Source organism: Pseudoalteromonas sp. GW168-MNA-CIBAN-0100 (assembly GCF_040309225.1).
Lineage (GTDB): Bacteria > Pseudomonadota > Gammaproteobacteria > Enterobacterales > Alteromonadaceae > Pseudoalteromonas > Pseudoalteromonas arctica.
In genome coordinates this window covers 22,951-42,961 of the sequence record NZ_JBEOOL010000001.1, presented here as the reverse complement: position 1 = coordinate 42,961, position 20,011 = coordinate 22,951, and the positions used below count along the sequence as shown (strand labels likewise).

The window sequence follows — 20,011 nt, the reverse complement described above, 5'->3', positions numbered from 1 at the left end:
ATTTTATTTGGAATAAGTAAACTCAATTTTTGTGTTATTTCCTGAGTGCTCATTTAGTGTAATACTGCTCACTTGCTTAGCAGTTTCACATAAAATAAAATCACTAAATAATTGCTGTAGCATCGCTTCTTTTGGTGTTAACTGTGTGCAACTGTCTTGCATTTTAGCAATGTCAAAACGTGTTTCCAGCGCACTCATATTTACGCTAAGTAAGTCACTCAGTAATCCTACAAATTGCTCGCTACCGGGTTGTGGTATTAACTCACCATTGGCATTTTGTGCAAGCACTTTGCCGTTTTCTATTATGAGCATACTCTCAACAGGCATTTTCACTTGCCAAATTAGCTTTTCGTCAATTAACGAAAAAACACCCGACGAAATAAAAGGCTTAGCAAATCCATTAAATTGCTTATATTGCTTAAACTCACCTTTAATAACTGCTGCATTTACTACAGAGCAAAACAGTAAAAAGCTAATGGCTATGCTCAATGTAAAACATTTTAAAAAATTCATTTAATCGCCTATAAAATAAAAATTTAATTCAAAACCGCTTTTAACTTATTAAATAAAATAGCGGGTGATTCAAATTGCATTTCTTTGGAGCTAACCTCAACCGCAACTTGCGTGGTTGAGGCTTTAGTAAGGCGCTTATTAGTTAGCAAGTCAGTGATTACGTAATCAATCCGTAGTCTATTCTCGTATTCTTTTAAATAAGCCGCTACTTTAATTTTTTGAGTAAATACTGCTGAGGCGACATACTTTATTTGCATATCAACAATAGGCCACGCGTAGCCCGATTCATGCATTTGTGGGTAATCATAATCAAATAAACGCAGTAACTCGCAGCGCGCTACTTCTAAGTAACGTGGGTAGTTACCATGCCATACAACATTCATTGGGTCGCAGTCATGAAATGGAATTTCGATTTCTACCACATGCGTTAATAATGCACCTTTACTATTCATACAACGCCCAACGTTTAGTTTGAATATACCCTATTGTTTGCCTTAGCACGGCTTCCATTGGTCTATCCTCAGTGAGGTTTTCAAAGTAATCAGTTATATCGGTATACATGTTTTGCATATTTTGCGTTAAAGTCGAAAACTCAAGATCGCCTTGTTTTATACGCAATCTAACACCTTGAATACTTGCTAATAACGTACTTGCTAACACTTGTTCTGTTAGCTGTAAAATACGTAAACAATCGCGAGACGCAATAGTTCCCATACTCACTTTATCTTGATTATGACACTCTGTAGAGCGAGAAAAAACGCTGGCCGGCATGGTTAGTTTTAACGCCTCTGCTGTGTAAGCACTACAGCCAATTTGAACCGCTTTAAAACCATGATTAATATAACGGCGCTCTGGTGCACTATCAGACAAGTTTGAAGGTAGCCCATTGTTGTACTTAGTATCAACCAAAGAAGCGATTTGTCTGTCTGCTAAATCAGCAAGGTTTGCAACGGCTGTTTTCATGCTATCCATTGCCATTGCAATGTGGCCTCCGTAAAAATGCCCGCCGTGTAATACATGCTCACCTTGGCCGTCAATTATTGGGTTATCGTTTGCTGAATTAAGCTCGTTTTCTATCATGTGCCTAAAAAACGGCAGACTGTCTTGCAGAACACCAATAACATGGGGTGCACAACGGATTGAATACCTATCTTGAAGTCTGTCTGCATTACGAGGGTGATCGTGATGGTTTAAATCGTCTCTTATCCAACGTGCAATTTGCTGCTGCCCAGGATGTGGCTTAACTGAAAATAATATCTCATCAAAATGATGGCTATTTCCTTTAAGCGCTAAACTTGATAATGCAGTAATACGGCTCGCCAGTTTAGCTAAGTAATTAGCCCTATCAAACGCTAAACACGCTAATGCAGTCATTACCGCTGTGCCATTCATAACGGCAAGACCTTCTTTTGGCCTTAGTGTTAGTGGTTCTAAGCCAACTTCTTTCATAACTTCTGCACTGTTACGTACTTGGTCTTTGTAAAACACATCACGCTCGCCTACCATCGCACCTGCAACGTAAGATAACGGTGTTAAATCGCCACTGGCACCTACTGACCCTTCTTGCGGGATCACAGGCACTATATCGTTATTTAAGTAATCTTTAAGTAGATGCAGCATTTCCCAGCTAATACCAGAGTAGCCCTGAGAAAGTGATGTTAAGCGGGTCGCTAAAATTGCACGCCCTTGAACTTTATTAAATACATCCCCGAGTCCACAGCCGTGAAAGCGAGTTAAATGCAGAGGTAATTCATCAACTAAATCAAGGGGTACAGCCACCGTTACAGAATCACCGTAACCAGTAGTAACGCCGTAAATCACGCCATCTTCTTTTAAAAGTGTGTCTAAAAAACGCAAAGCGCTATTAATTTTAACGCTAAAAGTTTCACAGCTATTTAATTGCACTTGTGTTTCATTAAAGGCAACTCGAACAATATCTTCAATTGATAATCGCTGATTGCCAAAAAGCTGTATATTTTGTTCAGTCACACTTGTTCTCCATTGATTGATCGCGCACTACCTGCTGATCACTTTTCCAAAAATCGTAAAAATTAAACCACTGATAAGGATATAAAGCTGCGTAATAACTCAAACGCTGTGCATAGTCAGTAATAATAAGTGTTAGCGCCTGCTGTCGCTCTCGTCGAGGCATTTTTAATGACTGGCTGTAATGTTCAAATATCACTTGATACTTTTTGCTTTTTTTATCTTTTAAACAAAACAAAAAGTAAACAGGGCAATCAAGCAGCGCGGCTAATATAAAAGGCCCCTGTGAAAATGGGGCATTTTTGCCTAAAAACGGTACCTGTACCGACCGAGAAGCCGTTGTTGTGCTTGTTCTGTCACCAACAATAACGATTATTTCTCCCTGCTCTACTTTTTCTTTTAGTAAAATAGCTAAGTCAGGCCCCATATCAGTCACTTGTATTAAATTAACCGACACATCTGGGTTAATCTTTTTAAGCATTTTATTAAATTCAACAGCGTGATGGGTAAACACCAGTACATTTATTTTTTTACTGCTGCGGTGCTGGCTAAGTGCCCTGCACACCTCTAAATTACCCAAGTGGGAACCTATAAAAATAGCCCCTTGATTTTGCTCATCTAGCTCAGCAAATAAATGCTCATTAGTGTATTTAATATCACGTTGGGTTATTCGCCCAAGCCAAGCATCAATTTTATCTAATGCGCTATCTGCAAAACTGCAAAAGTGCGTTAATTGCATTTTAAACGTAACAGGTTGTTTACTGCCTTGGTAAACATTAACCTGCGCTAAAAACGTTTTAGATGCTACACGCGCTACTTTTCCTGTTAAAAAAAGATAAAAAACCACAGGAAACAAAACAATCCACAGCCCTTTTCTACCCAGTAATTTATGAGCAAACAACAGTATTTGAATACCTAAGAAATTACCGCGCTCTTGCATTTTAGACCAGTGTTTAGCGGCCATAACGCCTCTTTAATTTATGCCAAATTAACACAGGAGAGCGAATCAACATTCCAAAAAACAAGCGGGTGTGTAACCACGAAATACGCACGTTATCGTGTAATGGCTGAAAATGAGAAAGCCCATTTTCAGGGTAAATTACTTGGCTAGGTAAAAATACAAAAGGCACATTGCGCCAATATAAACGCACTAAAATTTCGGGGTCAAAATCCATGCGTTTTCCAAGCGATACCTCATCAATTAGCTTTGTACTTTGCTCAAGCGGATACACTCTAAAGCCACACATCGAATCTACAATTGTAAAACTTAACGTTTCAATCCATACCCAAACATGCGTTAAATAACGTGCTAAATAACGGTGTTTAGGCACTGAGTGGTCATATATTGGGCAACAGCTTATAAGCGCTTTAGGCTGAGCGTTTGAAAGCGCTATTAGTTTTTTAATGTCAGATAAGTCATGCTGCCCATCAGCATCAACCTGTATCGCATGCGAAAATCCTAGCTTATATGCTTGCTTTAAGCCTGTTTGTACCGCGCCGCCTTTGCCTTGATTATCGTCGTGGGTAACTACACTCAACTGCGCGTGTTTTGCATCAAGCTTACTGAACACATTTTTAGCTTCGACGTTGCTTGCGTCATCAACCATAATAATAGGAAGATTAAATGACGATAATTGGCTCAGTACATCATCAATAACCGTGACGTGATTATAATTTGGGATAACAATACAAAAGTTATTCATTTATCAGGCTATCAAAAACAACACGGCCAGATGCATGCTGTCCTTTATTTGAATTATACGAAAAGGTATATTTATTCTCTGCTTTTTGCTCAAGCAATAATTCGATTGTTATACCTGGGGTAATCACTACCTGAAATTTTAATACTTCAACATTTTTAACAGGTTGCTGAACATTATAATATTTACAAATTGCAGCCACAGCCCAGTCTAATTGCACAACACCTGCGAGTATTGGGCCATCCGTAAAATGTCCTTTGAAATAATCTAAATCATGAGGGACTAGTAAGCTTAATTTATACTTTTGCTCTGCTTTTTCACAAGACAGTAAATCAGGCTGTGTTTTAGTCAACTTTTGCAAAAAGACTCTCCAATGCTTTTAAATTTAACTTTGCCTGTGAGTTGTATGGTAATTGCTCTACAAAACGCCACTTTTTAGGGATACAAATTCGCTCAAAGCGCGCTAATGCATGCGCTTTTAATAAATTATTTGTAGCTAACTTACCGTCACCATTAAAAAAAACCTGCCCTTTATGCGTAAGCACAACAATAGCGCCTACAATTAATCGCTCACCAGGCAAGGCGATTACTTTAGCTTCACTTACCCACTCACTAGTACACAAATGTTGTTCTAGCTCATCTAAACTTAATCGCTTTTCTTCTAATTTTATAATTCGATCGAATCGGCCTAATAATCTAAATTGACCATTTTTAAGTACTTCGCCTCTATCATCTAAAGGGTAATTTTTGTCGCGAACGAGCGGTGAGTTTAAAATTAAACGCTGATCGTCCAAAGCCCGTACTTTAATACCCGAAAATGGCTGCCAAAGGCTAACCTTTTCAAGTGAAGTAACTTGTCGATATGCAATGCCACCGGTTTCGGTACTACCAAAAACTTGTGTAACTGGTTTATTTAATTGCGTAAACAACGATACAGCATCTTCGTTTAATAGCGGTCCACCTGATGAGAAAATCCATTGTAAATGAGACTTATCATCCACTAAAACATTATCAATACATAACCGTTTTAACTGCGCTGGGCTTGAAACAAACACTACTTTTTTAAATAACTTGAGCTTTGTAGCTATATGTTCTGGGTAATGCAATAGTTCTGTATTTACAACCTTTCCTGCACGTAATGGCCACAATAATCTAAACAATAAGCCGTATATATGCTGATGCGAAACACTCGCTATAAAAATAGGATTATCAATCAGTGCGTAGCTATTAATTAATGTACTTAATTCTTTATTTATTACCTGCCACGTTTTTACAATTGGCTTTGCTTTACCCGATGAGCCCGACGTGTAAAAAACAATTGTACCTTCTTGAGGCCATTTAATTGTTTCAATAAATACAAAGTGAGGTTGATTGACTAAGGTTCCTATATCTAAAAAATCAGCCTCTAAATCGGCTACTAATTCAGACTCACCAATAAAAAAAGGTGTTTGTTTAAGCAAGGAGTTTAACGTTGCAGGTTGCCCATTAGGCGGCAAAATCACTGTGTTTCCGTGTAGTGCCAAAGCAAATAAGTACACGGCAAATTTGTAGGTGTCTGTGGTGTATAAAACAACCGATGATTTAGCATTTAACGTTGATAGCTTTGCTAAAACTTCGTTTATATCACTAACAAACTGACGCTCCGAAATATCATTATCAGTATGATTAAAACATGTTCTTATCGCATTACTTTGAAAAGCATTAAACACCGGCGTTCCTTTTTACTTTTTGTCTGACTAGCCACTCTATAGCAAACAATGTGCCCATAGCTAAGTAAGCAATAAAACCATTATAAAAAGCCCAGGTTTCTAGGCTACTAAAAATACTGGTGTACAGGGCAATACCACCGTTTAATACAAAAAACACACACCACACTAGCGTTACTTTTTTTGTATAAATCAGAGCGTTTTCATCAAGTGAGGGCTCAGTAATGCGCGCAAAGGTTTCAATAATAGAAGGCCCTTTATACAAAGAATACGCAAACACAACTAACATAACTAAATTAATGATTACGGGATACAAACGCAGCCCTAAGTCGCTATCCATTACCTTGGAAATCAAAATAGTAATGGCTGCTAAAAATGTAGCGGGCTTTAACCACGGCATTTTATCAAACAAGGCTTTGCTTAACCAAAGTCTAAGCCCGAGTAAAAATAGCAGTAATACTGTAATAATCTGACTATTAAAACGCGTAAGGCCTACGTACACAATAATAGGGTAGCAAGCCAAGCAAATCATAATTAACGTTGTTAAAACTGCTTTTAACATAGTATTAGTTAACTAACTTTTCTATTTCGGTGACTATGTCTTGCACTGTGCGCACAAGTTTAAAGGCATCAGGCTCAATTTTTTTACCTGTGATTTCTCTTAACTTCACAACTAAGTCAACTGCATCAATACTGTCTAAATCAAGATCTTGGTACAGGTTAGCCTCTAAGCTAATATCTTCTGGGTCTATTTCAAATTCGTTTTCTAAAATGCCGTGTAATACATCATAAATTTCAGCAGCGGTTTTCATCTTTCTTCCTACTTTTATATATTAAGAACGTGCTTGTTCAATAAATTTTGCTAAAGAATTAACTGAGGCAAAGTGCGCTTTAGTTTGATCAGAGTTTGCATCTATTTTCACATCAAATTGCTTCTTTATCGCAAGTCCAAGCTCTAATGCATCTATGCTGTCTAGCCCTAGGCCATCTACAAATAAAGCGTCATCATCTTGAATGTCAGCAGTGGTCATGTCTTCAAGGTCAAGGCTTGAGATAATCAGTTGTTTTATTTGTTCTTTTAATTCGCTCATATATTTTTTAGCTCTTGTGTAAAATAATGTTGTAAATCTTTAGTCAATTGGCGTGATTGCATCGCAGGTATATCGCTGTGGTACGTTGCACAATTAAACTGCTGGCTTGCAAGCCTCATTGTAAAATGCGCCTGATATGGCGCGACCTTATACCAAGGTGTGCCTTTGGTTAAAGTGTTTGGCTTCATTTTAATTAAAAAAGTAGTAATGGGCGCATGACATCTAATTGCAATATTTGCAGCGCCTCGTTTAAACTTTAATGTTTTGTGAGGCTCTGTCCGTGTCCCTTCAGGAAATACAATTAAGTTATTACCCTTTTGCAAACTGCGCTCGCACTCTCGTAATAGCTCCTGCGGATCGTCATTACTTATATAGCCGGTGCTTTTAATAACGCCGCGCATAAAAGGATTTTTAAATAAATGTGCCTTTACTACGCAATCTGCATTTTTTACCACCGAAATTAAAACAACAACATCAATTAAAGAAGGATGGTTTGCTAATATCAGTTGCCCTTTTAAGCCTTCAATTTTTGCTTTATCGTTAACATGAAATCGAATAACGCCCGTTACATGCATTAAACTAACAAACAATTTGAAGCTGTAATGTACTGTTTTTCGAGCCTTAATCTTTTGTTTAACTGAGTCACTTTGAAATAGGCGCTGAGCAGGAAAAACAATAAAGGCTAATACTAAACCACCCATTCCAAAAACTGAAAAGCAAAATGCAGTAGCAATAATCCGCCAAATCAACCCACATAGCCTTTGTACATTTTTAAGCATGGTATGTAAGCTGCCAATCGTGCTCAAGCGTGTTATGAACAAGTAATGTATTGCTTCGCTCATACAAAGCTTTAGCGCATTGAATACTCATTGGTAAGTCGCTTTTTTCCATGCCCGTATTAAATACTTTGTTTAAACTAAAATGGGGTTCGCCTTTTTGCGGCGCTCTTATTATTAAACCAATAGAGTGTGCTATTTGCTGTTCATCGGCGTACTGAGCGTAAATATCGGGGAGAGTCTCATCGGTATGAACTATTAACATGTGTTGCTGATCGTTATCAGCAAGTCTTACAAAGCCATCTACGAGTGCATAAATAAAGCTTTCGGCTCCTGCAGCAATAGCATTTGTAGCACTTGTATTACCCTGTATTATCCCAAAAAGTCCCGATGCGGCATTATGCACACTTAACCCAAAACCAGTGGGCGACAGTGGCTGATCATTTACTACATCAATAAGTAAGTTAGACGTTTTGTGAAAATCACCGTGGCGAGAAGAAAAAACACTCGGTAAATTAACATAGTTACCTTGAGTGCTTACTTGATGAGCACTAAAGAGTGCCATTTTAATAAAGGAAGTCATTCGGCGTCGCTGCATAGCAGGCACCCAACTAAGATTTAATACGGAGGAATCAAACCAATTACTCTCTTTTATTTGTCGCTGTTCGGGCTTTATCCATATAGCGAGTTCTTCAACAACAAATTTCACAGCTCTGCATATTTTATAAGATATAAGGGAAGGAATTTTACCGATTTTAGCAATAGAAGTAAATAATCATTAACAAAAAGCACTGAACTAACACTTTGTTCAGTGCTTGCTCATATTGCTAGGAAAGGAGGGCTATATCGTCCTGCTTTATACACTTAGCTATACCGCCAACAACATCGTTATTATTTAACTCATTAATTAACACTTCGCCTTGAGCTTGCTGCTCATCACTAAGCGGTAAGTACGGTAATCTAAATACAGGGTTTACTGCACCTGTCATCATCAACGCGGTATTAATAGCAATCGGGTTTGGTTCACAGAACAACCAGTTCATTAATGGTTGTAACGACGCATTTAGCTCGTTACTTGGCGTATCCATTAACTGACGGAATAACCCAGGTATTAAGTTAGAAGTAACCGAGATAACACCGTGCGCTTTATGTGTGTGGCGCGCATCGTGACTTTCGTCATCGTTACCCGACCAACATGCAATACCTTGTTGTTCATAATGGGCAATACGTTCATTACCGCCACACTCTTTTACACCAATAAAATATTCATGCTTAGCGAGTGGCTCAATAATATCAGGTGTTAGGTCTTGACCTGTTCGCCCTGCTACGTTGTAAATAAAGGCAGGTCCAATATCAAGTACGCGCTTAAAGTGCTCTTTAACACCCGCAATAGACGTACGTCCGTAATATGGATTAATTTGCAGTGCTGCATCCATACCGCTGGCAAAGCCATATTTAGTTGCTTTAATCGCTTCACGAGTGTTGTTACTACCGGTATTACCAACAATAACCAGTTTGTCACCATACTTGTTTGCACTGTGCGCTATAAGCATTAAATGCTCTTCCCAGTTCATTAACTGGCCTTCGCCTGTTGTGCCACCAACTACAATGCCGTCAACGCCTGCTGCAATTTGTATTTCTACGAGTTCATCGTACTTTGCTAGGTCTATTTCACCGTTTGCTAAGTATGGCGTTTTAATAGCTGTAATAAGGCTTGCTTGTTTAATTTGGTCTAGGGTGCGCATAAAAAATCATTATTTATAAAACTTGCGCTATTTGTAACATAATTGCCGGTACTTTTGGAGGTGTAAACCCACATTTAATTATAAAATCTCTTGTGTTATTAAGTTTGGTAATACAAAATGAATAACTGTATATATGAACAGTGCTTTATTTTTAACTATACCAGAGGCTTTATGCGTTTATCTGATTACTTAGCAACTCATTTTTATAACACCGATGAACTGTGCCAAGCATTAAATATAGATGCAGATACACTTTTAGCTTGGCAAGAGCGAAGTGTTTTCCCTAAACCAAGTTACTGTATTAAAAGTCAACTTAGCTGCAGCTCATATTCAGGTTTGTATGAATGCGAAGAGTATGACGACTATTACCCGCGCGGCTGTGTTAATTGGGGTCAAGGTCTTTTAAAACAAAAAATAGAATCATCAAGCCATGCTTTTAATTATTTTGCACAGCAATATACTGCAAGCCTAACTAAACTCGCTCAGCAAGGATTTACGTTTAGCGAAGAGCTATTTGGCTGCGAAATAGACGAGCACTTGCAGCAAATTTGGCAACAGTTTTTATGCAGTAAGTACGGCGTGCTTACTCAAAATGGATTAATAGACGAAATAGTCTCGGTAGATATTGGCAGGCTATTAGTTGACGACATTACAGAACTGCGCAGTAAAGCGAGCTTAAACCAAGAAGAAAGAGCGCTACTGCACCCCGCCATGAAGCTTTTAAACAAAGCATTAGGGCATGGCGCCGATCATGAAAAACAACACACATTACGCACCCGCTATATAGATGCACTTATTTTAAAATACGACTTATCTATAAAATAGTTTTGCAATAGTTTGATTATTTATCATTTTAGGATTATTTTACGAAAAACAATACCTGTTAACTTAATTGCTACGTAAAACATGATTTAAAGGCACTGACTCAATGACAATCAAAACAAAAATAAGTGTAATTTCTGCTGTAATCACTATCCTATCTTTTAATACGCTAGCTAAAGCTAACCACGAAATAGCAAATGACGACATAATAAAAATGCAGCGTGCAGCACTTGCTAAAAACACTGCGAATAAAGGCTTTGGCCCACAATCTCCACGCAATATTGATAATTATAAAGGCGAAAACACCGTAGTTTTCTCTCATGCCCCAACTTCATCAAATATGAACTTATGTAATATACACTTTCATAAAAATGCTGAACATGCCGGTGGCGAGTTTAGTAAATATGCCGGAAATGGTAATGGAAAAGGCTTTAAAAGTGGCTACTTATATTCAGGCTCTTTAACTAAAAGTGAAAGTAAACCAGCAAAAATTGAAATTTGTCCAAGCGATCACGGCGCGCTTTTAGTTGGCGATACCATTGAGGTTCATAACGTTCATACGTCAGCAATTGTAAAACCAGGCCCTACCTTGGGTAGCTGTTTAAGTGATTCGATTAAAAATCCGCAACTACGTGTTGAAGCTCAAGTATATGTATTAGTAAACGATGCTAACGCACTTGATTTTGCTCAAATAAGCGCCGTGTCATCTGTTAATGGTTACTATCAAGCTATTGCTACACCTTCTAATACGGGTAAACCTGTTGTTTATAGCGGTTCAACTACTGGTCCTAGTTACAACGAGACAGGCTCTCCTTTTCAGGTAACATGGTCAGTTAAACCAAAAGTAGCAAAGGTTGATATAAACAGTGTTGGCAAATGGTGTGAAAGTAACACCTTTAACGAAGATCACGCTCACGGCGTACGAAATCTCGTAATAAATCCTGCACTACTCTCTAAAATCAAATAATTAAAATTTAGCCAAATAAAAACAACCCACTAATTAGTGGGTTGTTTTATTATGACCGTTAAAATGAGTATTACGCTTAATGGGATAAAAATGTCACATTAAATGTATTTAAATCTTCATATGTAATACATGTTTGCTCATTGGTATTAAGCTCAACAACACCACAATAAGAGCCTGTTATAAACACTTGCCCTGCTTTTAAATTAATTCCCTTTGCTGATAAGTAATTAACCGCCCAATAAAGTGGAAGCTGCGCAAGCTCTGCAGGGTGCACACCTGCCAAGTTTAACTCCAGCTCAGTTTGCTTAACGTTGATATTTACAGTACTTGCGTTATACGCTTTGGCTTTATCTATTTGCGGGCCTAAATACACGCCTTGATTAGATAGGCCATCGGCCAGCTTTTCAATGTGAGTGCTTGGAGTGTCTTCATCAAACCTTTTTTGAATAAGCTCAAGTGCTAAATGGGCGCTGGCAAATGCAGTATCTACGTCTTCATTTGTATAGGTTTTATTACTTGGTAAATCGCTTTGCAAAATAAATGCAATTTCTGGTTCAACAAGCGCTTTATTGTTTGTTGTATACAGTGGGCAATTTTCAGCTTGTTTTATAGGTGCATGTAAAAGAGGCGCTAATATAATTGAGCCATTATCTAAAGGCAGCATACACTTCCAGCCATATACAGTTTGATCATTTAAATAAATCATCAACTTTTGTACTTCTATTGCATCGTCAGTCGAGTCTAGTACTAACTCTTTAGGAAAGTTTGAACGTGCTGGGTTTTCATCTCTTTGTGCTAATAAGTGAGTAGCAATTAGTTTTAGCTGTATTGAGTTGTCCACATAAATCTCTTTAAAATACGTTACTGGTTAAGCAGTAAATAGGAAGGGTTATATTATTAATGTATTAGCTTAAGCATTAGAACATCATGTTAAATGCCTATAATTAAAATTGTATTTAAAACAAAGCGTGGTAATTATTTAAGTATCAATAGATTTAAGCGATCGTAAAAATAGCCCTAAGCCGCCAAACGCTAAAATTATAATAACAATCAAATCAAACGACGTCATAGTTCGCATACTAAATCGAACACTCGATATAACGCCAAATATGAGTGCGGTTAACGAGCCAAGAGATAGCACCCAGCCTAAAATATTTTTAGAATTATAAAAAATCAGACCCACACCAAAAATAAACGGGATCATAACCATGCCGCCTGTAACGCCAAAGCCACCTAAAGCATTAACACTATAAATGCGAGAACTTAGTCCAAAATTAGAGGTCACCGAAATTGCGTTTAGCAGCATATAAAAGCCACCGCACATCATAATTAAACCAATAAAAAAATGCCCAATACCACCAGAGCTTCCACCAGCACCTTTCATTATTAATTATTCCTTTTATATTTTTGACTTATTTGTTTTAGATGGTAATTGCTCGAGTATTCACATTGACCGCAATCTACATAATCAATCAGTGCACACGCGAAAGCACTTATCGCGTGATTACATGCCAAATAACATAAAACCAAGATAAAAAACCGTGCAAAATTGCCCATAACACAGACTCGTTAGCACTCCATGAAATAGCAATTGCTAGGGCCGTACCAAAAGAGACTCCATATTTTACTATTTCATTTCTTGAGTTTCTCATTAATTATATTCCTAATTTTTAACTTGTTAGCTGTTTGATTTGCTTACTAAAACTGAAAGCTCTTTTCCATCAATATTAATACTTGCTTCTTTGCCTATTTCAACAATTAAAGAGGGAGCCATATGTTTTCCACCTAGCTTCAGGTCAGTTGCTAAACTAACAGTAGAATCATCAATTGGCGTTACTGTAAGAGCAAAACTATACGAATTTTCAACTGAAACTGACGCCTCTTCGTTTGAATTTACTACTAAAATAGGTGAACCAATTAAGTTTTTATTATCATAAAACTTGGCATTCACTACAAAACTATCATTAGCTTGTGCAAATGAGGCAAAGCCTAACAACGCTACTATTGCGATTAATTTTTTCATTATTATTTCCATATAAATTATACAGTTTAAAGCTGTTAAGGCTTTATTGGCTGTGATTTTTTAGCTAGCAATTTACCAGCTAATGATTAAAAACTTATGTTTTAGCTCTGATGAAATGACTAACACTCCAAAATAGGTGGCTAAAATGTGAGTCTAAGTGCGACGGAGTAAAATGCTAAGAGCTTTACTTTTAGTCCTTGTAGATTATGTATGGATAATTTACCAACTTAGTGATTCTTTACTCGCTTTAAGATTTTCTTGATACATCATAAAAATATTTGTATAGCTACACATATCAAGACCACTACTACAATAATCTTTAATTACACGATCCATTATTTCTCTATTATTTACTTGAGATGCATTTTTAAAGGCTTTTAAGTTTTCACTTTCCATCATTCTCAGCATCATTGGTTGGCACATATCTAACCCACTGTCACAATAATCATATTTAACACGAGTTTTGATAATCTCAATAACTCTATTTTGCTGAGCTTTAGAATTATCAAAGTCCATCGGATGTATAAAATCAGCCAAGAGATTAAAAGAAATGAACAAAAAAAATAAAGATAATAACTTTGGCACCGTAATCTCCATATTATAAAAATAACCTAACGCTACATTAATAATGACTAGCATTTAGGTTGTAATGCGGCGTAAAGAAAGAGCTTATAAAATATTTTCATTTCATTTAAATGCATTATTAGTAATGCTATTTCATTTTTATAACAAAATCCAAAAAACGTCCCAGTTCAGTTTCCTCCATAAAACCATCCTCATCTTGGTACCAATGAAATTCACTATTATTAAAAATCCAGCCTATTTCATCTGCAAGTGGCACTTTATAAGGTTCTAAATTGACATCAAAAACAGATTTAATTTGGGTGCAAATTGAAGATTCATGATCAATCTGCATTAGAAAAGCTTTTATATCCACATCTAAGAGCAAATCAAGATTCTGTAGAGCTAAAAATAATAGCTTTCTTGGAATCGCTGACTCAAAATCGAAGTCGAAAAGAAAAGTATTTTTCTCTTCGACTGTATTATGTTTTATGAGCCTTTCAAAACTTCCCTTTTCATTTCCATCTTTGTCACCTTGCATATAGCAGGTGTAACCATCCTCTACATACTTATCTAGACGCATCTGAATCCGCCTAGGATGTGCGTTACCATTTCCACCATAAACTTCAGTACGAAGATCTGTAAACCAGCTATTGTGTGATTCTCGCAATTTATCTATAAAAGCTTTTTCTGACTGTCCTTCAACCAAGAGTATTGGCTTACGACTATATAGGTTTGGTATATAAGATAAATCTTGTGCCGCATATGTCAGCTTTTCTCTCAAGTGAACTATATTGCCGAGAAAAGCTTTACCATATGTACCTAAATTTTTAAGCCACTCATCATCTATAGTCCAACCGATTTGCTGCTCTGATATCATGGCGTATTCTGAAAGATAAAATGTAGCTGATAACAACCTCTCTTGGACATGATTTTCGGCTTCGAGATACTCATCAAATGTAAGTGCTACGAAATTTTTTATAAACTCAGATTTAACACCACATTGTATTTCTAATTTCTTCCACTCCCATTTATGATGAGGTATGGCAAATTTACAAGTATTTCCCCTTGGACAATGGTGACATTCCACGTAGCTAACCCAGTATTCGATTAAGTGTTCACTAAGAGATTGCTCATTAAAGTCTCCATCGATAACTCCATTTTTATCACCGTATATATCCCTAAAAGGTACAGATTCGAAATGTACAATTGCCATGAATTACCTTGCGTTACTAACAGATTATTCAAAACCATTTTGTTTTTTATAACAAACCAAAACGACTTATATTACATGTTTCTATATTTACACCAGAGAACTTTAATGTAAACAATAAATTAAATAAGCTATTTATTAGAGTCTGTTTTGTACGTGAAAATAGTGCAGAGTAATTTTACGTGCTACTTAGGGTATAACTGAGCTAATCAGTTGATTTAAATAACGTCGAGATTTAATTGATATTTTGGAGAAAGTTAGGATTAAAGCGATTGGGGACTTAATAAAAAGGTGATGTGAGTTAACAGCACCTATTTGAGTATTTACTTGGTTACACGTAATTTAGCTAAGTATTTTAATACATACCATAAAACTGCTTAACCAATTGACTTATATACGTCAATACTACTATTGGTTAAAAGCCCAGTAACTTGCGTACCAAACGCTTTAAAGTGTGGCTCGTTTTTATGCGCTTCAAAGTGCTCGTCAGACGCCCATTGTTCACTAACTACATAGTCTGTATGTTCATCATCACTTTTTACCGATAGTTCATAACGCAAGCACCCTACTTCTTGGCGCGATGACTTTTGTAAGTTTTCAAGTGCTGTAAGCATTACATCTGCATCAATATTTTTGCACGACAGTGCCGCTATAACCGTTAGCATGTGTATTCCTTTTAAAAGTTAAGGTGTAGATAATCTACACCTTAAAATATTTAGCTTAACTTTGCGTTTGAGGTAAGTTTACTGATCCCACTGCGGCGCAAATTCTGGTGTTGCTTGGCGGTCGCCGCAATCAAGACCATCAATGCGGGCTATGTCTTCATCATCTAATTTAACGTGGTCGTTAAAGTTATCTTCTAAGTTTTTACGCTTAGTTGATGATGGAATTGTCGTCATACCGCTGGCGTTAACCCATGCTAAAACAACTTGTGCTGGACTCGCATCGTGCTTTTTAGCAATGTCGATAATGGTTTGATCTTTAAGTACTTTACCTACTACAAATGGCATGTACGCTGTCACGTGTATATCGTGCTGAGCACAAAATGCACGCAATTTAGTATTAGTTAAATATGGGTGCCCCTCAACCTGATTGGTAAATATTTCACGCGAGTCAAGCGTTTGCATTGCTTCATTTAAGTTTGCAATGGTGAAGTTTGATACACCAATGTGCTTAGTTAAACCAAGCTGCTTCGCTTTTAGTAATTCAGTGAGGTATTCACTCATTGGCTCGTCGTTAGCAGGCGATGGCCAGTGAATTAGCAGTAAGTCGACCGAATCAACTTGTAGCTTTTCAAGTGACTTTTTAACGCTTGGGATAAAGTCGCTTTTATTTAATTTGTTATTCCACACTTTGGTAGTTAAGAATATTTCACTGCGCGGAATATTACTATCTTTTATGGCTTGACCTACTTGCTCTTCGTTGCCATAAATTTGTGCGGTGTCAATATGGCGAAACCCAACTTCGAGCGCCATTTTTACTGAGTTATAGGCCGTGTCGCCCTCTAAGCGGAATGTTCCCATACCGAGTTCTGGCATTTCTATTACACGTTTTGTCATGGTTTATCCTTATAAAATAATCGGTTAAAAACAAGCTCTTTTAAAGCTTTACGAAATACACCTTTTACTTCTTATTACGACTGTCACTTAAAAATCTATGACCTCATAACAGGTATGAGGTCATTAATTTTAGTTTCAAGGTTAACAGCTAAGGCTTTATGCTTGCTGAATTTCACGTTTATCAAGCATACCGCTGTAGCGTGTAACACCAAGTGCTAAAACAGAGATAACGGCGCCTATCCATGCTGTATCTTGCAGGGTCATATTCTCTACTACGCTACCACCAATAATTGAGCCAAGTGCAATACCAATATTAAATGCGGCTATGTTTAAACCTGATGCAACATCTACCGCATTTGGCGTGTGCTTTTGTGCTTGCTTTACTACATAAAGTTGCAAGCCTGGCACATTACCAAAAGCAAATGCGCCCCATACTAAAATAGTAAGTACAGCAGCAATTTTTGATTCCATCGTAAAAGTAAATATCAGTAAAATAATACTCAAAGCGCTGAATATAATGCTCAGTGCGCTAATTGGGCCGCGTTTGTCGGCCAACTTTCCACCCCAAATATTACCTATCGCTACCGATACACCGTAAACAAGCATTATTAAAGCAATAGCCGAAGGCGCAAAACCTGTTTGTTGCTCTAAAATAGGTGCTAAATAAGTAAACGCTGTAAACGTGCCGCCGTATCCCAATATCGTCATTAAATACACGAGTAATAAACGCGGTTTTACAATTACTTGTAGTTGTTCTTTAAACGTGGCTGGTATTGATTGTTTTAAGTTTTTTGGCACTAAAATAGAGCTGCCGATTAATGCAATTAAACCTAATACCGACACAACTAAAAACGTTGCACGCCAACCAAAGTGTTTTCCAATCCATGTACCTAGTGGCACACCAGTTACTAGTGCTACAGTAAGCCCGGTAAACATAATTGCAATTGCACTGGCTTCTTTGTCTTTGCTTACTAGACTTGTGGCAATCATCGATCCGATTGAAAAAAACACACCATGGGCAAGCCCCGTTAAAATGCGCGCAAGTATTAATGTTTCGTAACTTGGCGCTTGCCAAGCAAGTAAGTTACCCAATACAAACAAGCCCATTAAGCTTATTAAGACCACTTTACGATTCCAACGACCCGTTAAAGCTGTTAGCACCGGTGCACCAATAGCAACGCCAACCGCATATAAACTTACAAGCAAACCCGCTGAAGGTAGGCTTACGCCTAAGTCGTTTGCAATGGTGGGTACTAATCCCACTATTACAAACTCAGTTGTTCCTATTGCAAATGCGCTTAAGGTAAGCGCCCACAAAGCCAATGGCATAGTTATATCCTCATTAATATTTGAAGAATGTAGTTTGGCTAAAATATCGTTTGCAAAAAATAGCATTAGTGACAAAATACTTTTGTTAATAATGCAAAGATGGTGTTGGTATATTTATGGCTGTTCATTCAAAAACTGAAGATTTAGAAACATTTATAACGGTAGTAGATTGCGGAAGCTTTTCGGGGGCAGCTAATTTGCTCGATCAACAAGTGGCTAAAGTGTCGCGAGCTGTATCACGCCTTGAAAATACACTGCAATGCACTTTACTAAACAGAACAACACGCCGATTAGAACTTACCGAAGAGGGCCATACTTTTATAAAATATGCGCGCGAAGGGTTAAATACGCTTTATACCGGTGAAGAAGCCATAAAGCTTTTAAAACAAGCGCCAAGTGGCAAGCTGCGAATAGATGCGGCAAGCCCTTTTGTATTGCACCAACTTACGCCTTTAATTGGCGAATTTGCTAAGCAATACCCTCACATAACGCTTGATATAACCTCACACGACAGCATTATTGATTTACTTGAACATAAAACCGATTTAGCCATACGCATTGGTGATTTAAAAGACTCAAACTTACATGCTCGTAAACTCGGCAGTAGTCAGTTACGTATTGTAGCCAGCCCAGAATATATAAAAAACAACGCAGCAATTACACAAATAGATGACTTACAAAACCATAAGTTAATTGGTTTTAGTGACTCCCCTAAATTAAACACTTGGCCGTTAGTAAAGCCCGCTTTATTTACGTTTTCACTTAGCGCAAGCAGCGGTGAAACAGTGCGCCAGCTGTGCATTGCAAACCAAGGTGTGGCGTTACTTTCTCACTTTATGATTGGCAATGACCTAAAAACAGGTAAATTAGTTGAAGTGTTACCCAGTGCAGTTAGCTCTCCTAATAATCGAGAGGTTGTACAAGCCGTGTATTATAAAAACAGTGCGGTATCGTCTCGAATTGTGGCTTTTTTAGACTTTATAAAGCCACGACTAAGCTTATAACTATATTAAAAAGCAAGTTAAATTATGCTTGGTTATTAAAAAGCAAACCTGAATTTTTATTATCTGAAGATGATGAAAACATTGAATCCATTAAAGTAGATACATTTTTTCGCACTGTTAATTGTATCGACGATAGCTCACTATCGAGTTGCTTTTTAAGTTCGCTTAGCTCTTCTACCGCTTCCCCTGTGGGCGTATCAGAACTATTAGTCATTTCTCTTATTTTACTCTGTAAATCTTTAATTGACTCGATCGCTTTATTCATTTGAACTGCTGAATTGTCACTCGAATCTTCTGTTTCGCTGCTAATGATAGACTTTGCGTCTTCAGTAGCTGCAGTAGAGCTCGTAGTTTTTTCGGCGTCTTTATTTAAAGAATAGTCTGCTTTAGCCTCTGGACTTTTACTAGGATCATCCGTTTTTACAGTGTTTTTATTTAAATTACTTAGGCTTGAATAGCCATTGTCATTGTATAACTGCGAAGAAAGAGTTCCAAAATTCATTTTTGCCTCATGTGTCTAAAAATTGACGACTTTATTTTTATAATTAGAAGCAATTATCATTCCAAATATGGTAACAAATTGACCATCCGTATTTTAAACGGGAACAGGACTTATAAGTCGCCACGGGGTATTATTTTGCTTAATTTAAAATGCGAGGAAAGCTATACTTTTAAAATACGCCTGCGAAAGGCTAAATATTTTATGCACAGATGAAAACGCCATAAAGCTTTAAAACAAGCGCCAAATGGCAAGCAGCTAATAGATGCGGCAAACCCTTTTGTATTGCATCAACTTACGCCTTTAATTGGTGAATTCGCTAAATAATACCCTCACATAACGCTTGATATAACCTCATACGGCAGTACTATTAATTTACTCGAGCATAAAACAGACTTAGCCATACGTATTGGTGATTTATAAGATTCGAACTTACATGCTCGTAAACTTGGCCGTTATTAAAACTCATTTTATTTACGTTTTCGCTTAGCGCAAGCAGCGGCGAAACAGTGCGGTA

25 protein-coding genes and 1 pseudogene are annotated in these 20,011 nt (G+C 37.3%); 4 read left to right on the top strand and 22 right to left on the bottom strand.

Annotated elements, in window-relative coordinates:
- Positions 1–3 precede the first annotated feature (3 nt).
- The 13 genes from AAEY62_RS00245 to dapA form a co-directional block, all read right to left on the bottom strand.
- Positions 4–513, bottom strand: coding sequence for an outer membrane lipoprotein carrier protein LolA (locus AAEY62_RS00245; RefSeq protein WP_197236814.1), 510 nt, complete (start codon positions 511–513; stop codon positions 4–6).
- A gap of 23 nt (positions 514–536) precedes the next feature.
- Entirely contained in the window at positions 537–965 is a 429-nt protein-coding gene (locus tag AAEY62_RS00240; protein WP_350634411.1) for an acyl-CoA thioesterase, read from the bottom strand.
- Positions 958–2,502, bottom strand: coding sequence for an HAL/PAL/TAL family ammonia-lyase (locus AAEY62_RS00235; protein ID WP_350634410.1), 1,545 nt, complete (start codon positions 2,500–2,502; stop codon positions 958–960). The genes AAEY62_RS00240 and AAEY62_RS00235 overlap by 8 nt, the downstream gene beginning before the upstream one ends.
- Positions 2,495–3,463 (bottom strand): lysophospholipid acyltransferase family protein, encoded by a 969-nt coding sequence (locus AAEY62_RS00230; RefSeq protein WP_350634409.1) that lies wholly within the window; start codon positions 3,461–3,463, stop codon positions 2,495–2,497. The genes AAEY62_RS00235 and AAEY62_RS00230 overlap by 8 nt, the downstream gene beginning before the upstream one ends.
- Entirely contained in the window at positions 3,453–4,202 is a 750-nt protein-coding gene (locus tag AAEY62_RS00225) for a glycosyltransferase family 2 protein (RefSeq protein WP_024608417.1), read from the bottom strand. The genes AAEY62_RS00230 and AAEY62_RS00225 overlap by 11 nt, the downstream gene beginning before the upstream one ends.
- A complete protein-coding gene (locus AAEY62_RS00220; protein ID WP_024606158.1) occupies positions 4,195–4,560 on the bottom strand; it encodes an ApeI family dehydratase in 366 nt (121 codons plus the stop codon). The genes AAEY62_RS00225 and AAEY62_RS00220 overlap by 8 nt, the downstream gene beginning before the upstream one ends.
- On the bottom strand, positions 4,544–5,908 hold the full coding sequence (locus AAEY62_RS00215; protein ID WP_350634408.1) for an AMP-binding protein: 1,365 nt from the start codon (positions 5,906–5,908) through the stop codon (positions 4,544–4,546). Before AAEY62_RS00215 ends, AAEY62_RS00220 begins: the two co-directional genes overlap by 17 nt.
- Positions 5,901–6,467: a COG4648 family protein gene (locus AAEY62_RS00210; protein ID WP_169061407.1), complete on the bottom strand. Its 567-nt coding sequence runs from the start codon at positions 6,465–6,467 to the stop codon at positions 5,901–5,903. Before AAEY62_RS00210 ends, AAEY62_RS00215 begins: the two co-directional genes overlap by 8 nt.
- A gap of 4 nt (positions 6,468–6,471) precedes the next feature.
- Positions 6,472–6,717 (bottom strand): acyl carrier protein, encoded by a 246-nt coding sequence (locus AAEY62_RS00205; protein ID WP_002958648.1) that lies wholly within the window; start codon positions 6,715–6,717, stop codon positions 6,472–6,474.
- A 21-nt stretch (positions 6,718–6,738) separates the two neighbouring features.
- Positions 6,739–6,996 (bottom strand): phosphopantetheine-binding protein, encoded by a 258-nt coding sequence (locus tag AAEY62_RS00200; protein WP_007580830.1) that lies wholly within the window; start codon positions 6,994–6,996, stop codon positions 6,739–6,741.
- Positions 6,993–7,775, bottom strand: coding sequence for a lysophospholipid acyltransferase family protein (locus AAEY62_RS00195; protein WP_350634444.1), 783 nt, complete (start codon positions 7,773–7,775; stop codon positions 6,993–6,995). The genes AAEY62_RS00200 and AAEY62_RS00195 overlap by 4 nt, the downstream gene beginning before the upstream one ends.
- On the bottom strand, positions 7,768–8,481 hold the full coding sequence (locus tag AAEY62_RS00190) for a beta-ketoacyl synthase chain length factor (protein WP_173585785.1): 714 nt from the start codon (positions 8,479–8,481) through the stop codon (positions 7,768–7,770). Before AAEY62_RS00190 ends, AAEY62_RS00195 begins: the two co-directional genes overlap by 8 nt.
- Positions 8,482–8,599: 118 nt before the next feature.
- Entirely contained in the window at positions 8,600–9,517 is a 918-nt protein-coding gene (gene dapA / locus AAEY62_RS00185; RefSeq protein WP_350634407.1) for a 4-hydroxy-tetrahydrodipicolinate synthase, read from the bottom strand.
- 171 nt (positions 9,518–9,688) lie between these two features.
- Between dapA and AAEY62_RS00180 the strand changes: the two genes are divergently transcribed.
- On the top strand, positions 9,689–10,342 hold the full coding sequence (locus tag AAEY62_RS00180) for a DUF6058 family natural product biosynthesis protein (RefSeq protein ID WP_024591738.1): 654 nt from the start codon (positions 9,689–9,691) through the stop codon (positions 10,340–10,342).
- Between the two features lie 103 nt (positions 10,343–10,445).
- Positions 10,446–11,306 (top strand): delta-class carbonic anhydrase, encoded by an 861-nt coding sequence (locus AAEY62_RS00175; RefSeq protein WP_350634406.1) that lies wholly within the window; start codon positions 10,446–10,448, stop codon positions 11,304–11,306.
- A 76-nt stretch (positions 11,307–11,382) separates the two neighbouring features.
- On the opposite strand, the gene AAEY62_RS00170 is transcribed toward AAEY62_RS00175, so the two are convergent.
- The 8 genes from AAEY62_RS00170 to AAEY62_RS00135 form a co-directional block, all read right to left on the bottom strand.
- The gene (locus AAEY62_RS00170) at positions 11,383–12,147 is read right to left on the bottom strand and encodes a 2-keto-4-pentenoate hydratase (protein WP_350634405.1); all 765 of its coding nucleotides are present in this window, start codon (positions 12,145–12,147) and stop codon (positions 11,383–11,385) included.
- Between the two features lie 138 nt (positions 12,148–12,285).
- On the bottom strand, positions 12,286–12,690 hold the full coding sequence (locus AAEY62_RS00165; protein WP_002958658.1) for a hypothetical protein: 405 nt from the start codon (positions 12,688–12,690) through the stop codon (positions 12,286–12,288).
- Positions 12,691–12,984: 294 nt separating this feature from the next.
- Complete coding sequence (locus AAEY62_RS00160) at positions 12,985–13,329, bottom strand: hypothetical protein (protein ID WP_350634404.1); 345 nt, start codon at positions 13,327–13,329, stop codon at positions 12,985–12,987.
- 219 nt (positions 13,330–13,548) lie between these two features.
- Positions 13,549–13,914 carry a hypothetical protein gene (locus AAEY62_RS00155; protein ID WP_033012801.1) on the bottom strand — a complete coding sequence of 122 codons (366 nt, stop codon included), beginning with the start codon at positions 13,912–13,914 and terminating at the stop codon, positions 13,549–13,551.
- Between the two features lie 127 nt (positions 13,915–14,041).
- On the bottom strand, positions 14,042–15,106 hold the full coding sequence (locus AAEY62_RS00150) for a hypothetical protein (protein WP_350634403.1): 1,065 nt from the start codon (positions 15,104–15,106) through the stop codon (positions 14,042–14,044).
- 374 nt (positions 15,107–15,480) lie between these two features.
- Positions 15,481–15,768, bottom strand: a complete 288-nt coding sequence (locus AAEY62_RS00145; protein ID WP_002958660.1) for a putative quinol monooxygenase — start codon at positions 15,766–15,768, stop codon at positions 15,481–15,483.
- 78 nt (positions 15,769–15,846) lie between these two features.
- Positions 15,847–16,662 (bottom strand): 2,5-didehydrogluconate reductase DkgB, encoded by an 816-nt coding sequence (dkgB, locus tag AAEY62_RS00140; protein WP_350634402.1) that lies wholly within the window; start codon positions 16,660–16,662, stop codon positions 15,847–15,849.
- 156 nt (positions 16,663–16,818) lie between these two features.
- Positions 16,819–17,991 (bottom strand): MFS transporter, encoded by a 1,173-nt coding sequence (locus AAEY62_RS00135; protein ID WP_350634443.1) that lies wholly within the window; start codon positions 17,989–17,991, stop codon positions 16,819–16,821.
- A gap of 116 nt (positions 17,992–18,107) precedes the next feature.
- Between AAEY62_RS00135 and AAEY62_RS00130 the strand changes: the two genes are divergently transcribed.
- Entirely contained in the window at positions 18,108–18,995 is an 888-nt protein-coding gene (locus tag AAEY62_RS00130; protein ID WP_222714732.1) for a LysR family transcriptional regulator, read from the top strand.
- 22 nt (positions 18,996–19,017) lie between these two features.
- On the opposite strand, the gene AAEY62_RS00125 is transcribed toward AAEY62_RS00130, so the two are convergent.
- Positions 19,018–19,497: a hypothetical protein gene (locus AAEY62_RS00125; protein ID WP_350634401.1), complete on the bottom strand. Its 480-nt coding sequence runs from the start codon at positions 19,495–19,497 to the stop codon at positions 19,018–19,020.
- Between the two features lie 169 nt (positions 19,498–19,666).
- Here AAEY62_RS00125 and AAEY62_RS00120 point away from each other — a divergent pair.
- A pseudogene (locus tag AAEY62_RS00120) lies at positions 19,667–19,914 on the top strand (LysR family transcriptional regulator); the annotation flags it as partial.
- Positions 19,915–20,011 lie beyond the last annotated feature (97 nt).